At 70.9% G+C, this 4,765-nt stretch carries 4 protein-coding genes and 1 pseudogene; 1 reads left to right on the forward strand and 4 read right to left on the reverse strand.

The features are described from left to right. Window positions 1–76 precede the first annotated feature (76 nt). The 4 genes from GA0115259_RS23820 to GA0115259_RS23835 form a co-directional block, all read right to left on the reverse strand. On the reverse strand, window positions 77–496 hold the full coding sequence (locus GA0115259_RS23820; protein ID WP_093600833.1) for a hypothetical protein: 420 nt from the start codon (window positions 494–496) through the stop codon (window positions 77–79). Next, window positions 493–1,623, reverse strand: coding sequence for a molybdopterin-dependent oxidoreductase (locus tag GA0115259_RS23825; protein ID WP_093600835.1), 1,131 nt, complete (start codon window positions 1,621–1,623; stop codon window positions 493–495). Before GA0115259_RS23825 ends, GA0115259_RS23820 begins: the two co-directional genes overlap by 4 nt. Before the next feature lie 96 nt (window positions 1,624–1,719). Continuing rightward, window positions 1,720–2,718 (reverse strand): helix-turn-helix domain-containing protein, encoded by a 999-nt coding sequence (locus GA0115259_RS23830; protein WP_237540454.1) that lies wholly within the window; start codon window positions 2,716–2,718, stop codon window positions 1,720–1,722. Between the two features lie 96 nt (window positions 2,719–2,814). Next, window positions 2,815–3,234 carry a hypothetical protein gene (locus GA0115259_RS23835; RefSeq protein WP_093600839.1) on the reverse strand — a complete coding sequence of 140 codons (420 nt, stop codon included), beginning with the start codon at window positions 3,232–3,234 and terminating at the stop codon, window positions 2,815–2,817. A gap of 224 nt (window positions 3,235–3,458) precedes the next feature. On the opposite strand from GA0115259_RS23835, the pseudogene GA0115259_RS23840 reads away from it, so the two are divergent. Next, window positions 3,459–4,765 (forward strand): annotated as a pseudogene (locus GA0115259_RS23840) (haloacid dehalogenase); the annotation flags it as partial.

Consider the following 4,765-nt stretch of genomic DNA (forward strand, 5'->3'; position numbering starts at 1 on the left):
GGCCGGATGGGCCGTACGACGGCGGCGGGCGGCGGCGGGCCGGAGCCCTGAAAGCGAGCCGGTGCGCAAGACGGTGTCAGCCTGACCGTTGCCCGCGCCGGCGCCGGGTGGCGTACGCGACGCATGCCGTGCCGAGAAGGGCGACGCAGACCGCCATGGCCCAGTTGAGCGGGTAGTTGGACGGAAGGACCGTGGGATTGGCACGCGGTCCGGGCCTCAGCAGCGCAGGCAGAGCGATCAGAGTCAGACAGCATACGGTCAGCAGACCGCCTCGCAGCACCGGACGCAGTGGCGAGCGGTGGATGAGCAGCCCCACTGCCATCACGGCGGGGACGAGGAGACCGTCGTGCAGGACCACACCGCCCGCGAGCCACAGGGCCACGCCGAGAATGACACCGAGGTCCGGCCGGGCCCGGTCGTAGAACTCGTGGAGGCCGAAGGTGATCACGGCGAGGCCGACGGAGCAGAGCACGGTACGGATCAGGAGCATCTTCATGCCAGTACCTCCAGCCGCGTGACCCACTTGGTCTGCAGCACACCCGGCCGGTCGGGCGCGATGACACGTGCCGGATATCCGTGGTCGGGGGAGAGGACCTGGCCGTTGAGGCGCAGGGCGAGGAGTGTCAGTCCGTCGCGGGTGTAGGCGCTGTCCATCTCTGTGATGCCGTATCCTCCCCGGGTCTCCAGAGACACGATGCGCAGACGCGCTCCGTCCTCGACACCGGCACGGGCCAGCAGATCCCTGATGCGCACGCCCTCCCAGTGCGCCGATTTCGACCAGCCCTCCACACACGCGATGGGCAGTTCCACGGAGTGCTGTGGCATCGCACACAATTGACGGAGCGTCAGCTCGTACGGCCGCGGACCACCCACGTACAGCCTCCAGTTCCGCATCGCGGCACGGCTGATCCCGGCAGCGTGAGCGGTGCGGTTGACCGGCAGGCCCTGAGGCCCCGCATCGGGATCGCGAGGCGAGAGCAGCGCCAGATCCTTCAGCGGTGTCACACTCTGACCGGCGGTGACGAGTGTTACGGCGCCCACCGCCGCGGCCAGTCCCCACATCAACGCCCGCCGGTCCGCGTCCGCGTCCGCGTCGGGCGCCGTACGGGCGTGGCGCCGCCAGTGCTGGGCGATCGTGGGCGCCTTGACACCGAGATGGATCAGCAGCGAGCCGGTGATCACCCATGCCAGGGCCCAGTGGACCTGGCGGAAACTGAACGGCCACGGATACCACTGAACGGTGTTGAGCAGCCCGATGAACAACTCCAGCAGTGTGCCCGCCACCAGGACGGCGATGGAGAGCCGCTCCAGGGCGTGTGCCACGGAGCGCACCGGCGGCCACTGGAAGAGTTGCGGGTAGACCGTCCAGAGCTTGACCAGCAGCAGCGGAACGGCCGCGATTCCGCTGATGATGTGGAGGCCTTGGGTGACGCGGTACCCGGAGACAGGGCGTGTCGGCAGATGCCCGGAGAACAGTGCCGGCGGTTCCTGGAGGTAGTGGGAGATCAACCCGGTGAGGAAGCAGAGAAGAACGGCGATGCCCAGAAGCCGTCCCACCACCGTGGCTGTTCGCGGATCGTGCAGTGTTCCCCGGAAGCGGGGGAGCCGGGCTGGAGTGGTCATGCGCCAATCCCAGTGCACTCCCACCGCTCCGAGAAGGCCGGACCGCCTTACGGAAGCCTGACGTCCAGGCGTCCGGTCCGTCCGTGGTGAGGGCGGTCAGCCTGCCCGGATGAGGAACCGCTGGTCGGCCGCGCCGGTGCAGCGTTCTTCGGTCGCCTCGGCTCCCTCGGCGGTGTCGTCGTCGGCGATGCCGGTGCAGCGGCTGCTGTTGGCGGGACGGAGGAGGAAACTCCCGGTGCTGTCGGCGGCTGTGGGTTGCAGAAGGAATAGCGTGGCCCGGGCGCAGTCGTCCCGGGGCTCCAGCATGCCCTTGACCGGACCGGTGCTCATGACCGTCAGACATCCTCTTCCCTCCTGAGGATGGTGCCACTGGATGCGGTACAGGCCTTCGCCGACCGGTTCCAGGTAGGTGCGCGGCACGGTGGCCTGGGCGCATGGGAGTTGGACGGCGACGGCGCTGGCGTACGCGCCGTCGCGGTCGCGTCCGTCGGTCAGGCAGAGGTCGGGCGTACGGGCGGGACGGATGGTGACCCAGCCGTCGGCGGGAGTCCGGGAAGCGGTGGCAGGAGCAGTCGGCGCGCCCGGATCGGCGGAGTTGTCCGGGAGTAATGCCCAGGCGACCAGGGCGAGCGGCAGGACCATGAGCGAGGCCGCGAGCGCGACCGTACGGCCCTTGGGCCGGCGTGGCCGCGAGACCGTGGATGGTTCGGTCCGCGGTTGTGTCTCGGACTCGGCGTCCGGCTGGGCTCCGGCCTCGGCCGAGGCCTCGGGCCCGGGCTCGGCCCCGGGGTCCGGCGCGCCGGCAGGCAAGGCCGTACCCGCGGCGATCCGTTCCCTCGCGTCCAGCCAGGCGCCGACCCGCTGCCCGTCTCCGCAGGCGCGAACAAACGCGGCCAGCACGTCGGGTCGCGGCAGGCTCGTACGTCGCAGGATGTCGGCCAGTGTGCTGCGCGCCAGCACATCACCGCTTCGGGCGGCCCGCTCCTCCAGTTGGCGATACGTCAGCCCCGAACGCTCCTTGAGCTGCTGCATCGACTCGACAAAGCCGGCCGCGTCCCGGGCTTCGTACGGCGACAGCTCCCCCAGGTTCCCCATGAAGGTCATCCTGCTGCGGCCATGGCACAAGAGCAACGGCGGATTCCGCCATGCCAGCCATGCCCTGCCGCCCGGGACATGACCTCCCGCGGGCGGTCACTTCGAGGAGGTGGCCGGGCTGAGAGGGCCGTTCCTGCCGCGGAGGACGGCGTAACCGATGCCGATGCCCACCGCGACGGGCCATTCGAGGACACCTACGGCGCCCATGGCGCCGAGGCCCACGTAGAGAGGCAATCCGCCCTTGGCGGGCAGCACTTCGCGGGCCACCTTTACGGGAACCTTCGCCGCTTTGGCCGCGTCGTCGGTGACCTCGTCGAGGGAGGGGAGGGAGGGAACGGTGACGGTGAAGGTGCGCGTGCCATGGCTCTTCGCGCTCGTCTTGCCCTTGCGGTTCTTCCGCGACGCGGCAGGCGCCCTGTCCGTCTGCCTCGCGGACTTCTTCGTTCTCGCGGCGGCGCGCGATGCCTTCGTGGTTCCCGTGCGCGTGCGCTTCTCCGTTGCGGTGGGCGTGGTCATGATTCTCACATCCACACTTCGATAGGAATAGGCGCATTCATACCTTATAAGCACAAAGTATACCCGTGGAGGCCAAGGGCATGCGCGCCGGAGCCGAGGCCGAGTTACCTGGGCCGAGCCGCGCCTGAGCCGTATGGCTCGCCCGGCGAGCGGGCGGGCGATGGCCGGGTCACGATAAGGCGGGTTCGGGTCGAAGCGGATTCCAAACCGGGAGGTTGGTGCCGATGCCGTTGCTGTCAGAGGTGCGCCTGCCGGAGCTTCCCTCGCCGGCGGTGATGGCCGGTGGCGTGGCGGGTGCGCTGGCCGCCTGTGTACGCGGTACGGCGGTCGCGGCCGGTGCGCTGGTGGGTCTGGACCGGCGCGATGTGTGGTCACGGGAGAACCGTTCCCATATCGAGGTCCGAGGCGTGCACGGGCCGCGAGGGACATGGGTCGCCCGGTCTGTCGAGCGCGCCCTTGAGGAGCATCCGGGCGTGCTGTGGGCGCGGGTGAACGCGCCGTCCGAGCGGGTGGTCGTTTCGCTGGCCTCAACGCCGCCGCCCGAGCACGAGCTGATCCGGATCGTCGCCCACGCCGAGGAGCACACCGCCGCGCCGGCGGCCGAGCCGGACGAGTTCGACGAATGGAGCCCCGAGCCGCACCACCCGTCCGAGGCGCCGCGCCGGCGGCAGTCGCTCCCGGCGCTGGCCGCCGACACCGTGGGACTGCTGCTCACCGCCGTGACGAGCCTGTCGCCGTGGACGCAGTTGCCGGCCGAGGTCGGTGCGCTGGCCACGGCCGTACAGCATCATCCGCGGCTGCGGAAGTGGACCACGAAGGGGCTGACCGGTCAGGAACAGGCCGAGTCGCTGCTGCCCGTCCTCAGCGCTCTCGCGCAGGGCGTGGCCACGCGCGGTGAAGGGCTCGTACTGGACGTGGTCCAGCGCGTGGCGCAGTGGCAGGAGGCCGACGCGCACCGCAAGGCGTGGACCAGGGCGGAGGAGCGCCTGGTGCGCGGTCCCGGTCACGCGGCGGCCGACCCGATCGTGGTGGAACGGCCGGGCCCCACGCGCCAGGACGTCACCGCCCGCTACGCGGAGCGGACCATGGCGTTCAGCGTGCTGGCCGGCGCCGCGGCCCTGCCGTACGCCGGTCCCCGACGCGCCCTGGCCGTCGCGCTGTCCTCCGTACCGAAGGCGCCGGGCGCCGGACGGGAGGGCTTCGCGACCAGCCTCGGCAGATTCCTGGCCCGGCGCGGTGTCGTGGCCATGGACCGGAGCGCGCTGCGCCGGCTCGGCCAGGTCGACACGGTGGTGCTGGACGAGGACGCGCTGCACAGCGGCGGACACGAACTCACCGATCTGGCGCTGTTCGGCGGTGCGGAGCCCGAGCAGATCTCCGAGCGCCTCTTCGCGCTGTTCGATCCGGCGACACCGCGACAGGTGCACAGCGGCGATGGCTGGATGCTGGGCCCGCTGGACGAGCTGGCCGAGGTGGAGCCGGCGGGGCGCACCGGACGGGAGGCCGCGGAGCGGCTGAAGCGGCAGGGCAG

The sequence above is a fragment of the Streptomyces sp. MnatMP-M17 genome (genome assembly GCF_900091995.1).
Lineage (GTDB): Bacteria > Actinomycetota > Actinomycetes > Streptomycetales > Streptomycetaceae > Streptomyces.

Bases quoted from the DNA above. Each gene is read 5' to 3' on its own strand.
- GA0115259_RS23820 (WP_093600833.1), bottom strand. From the start codon at position 496: ATGAAGATGCTCCTGATCCGTACCGTGCTCTGCTCCGTCGGCCTCGCC.
- GA0115259_RS23825 (WP_093600835.1), bottom strand. From the start codon at position 1,623: ATGACCACTCCAGCCCGGCTCCCCCGCTTCCGGGGAACACTGCACGAT.
- GA0115259_RS23830 (WP_237540454.1), bottom strand. From the start codon at position 2,718: ATGGGGAACCTGGGGGAGCTGTCGCCGTACGAAGCCCGGGACGCGGCC.
- GA0115259_RS23835 (WP_093600839.1), bottom strand. From the start codon at position 3,234: ATGACCACGCCCACCGCAACGGAGAAGCGCACGCGCACGGGAACCACG.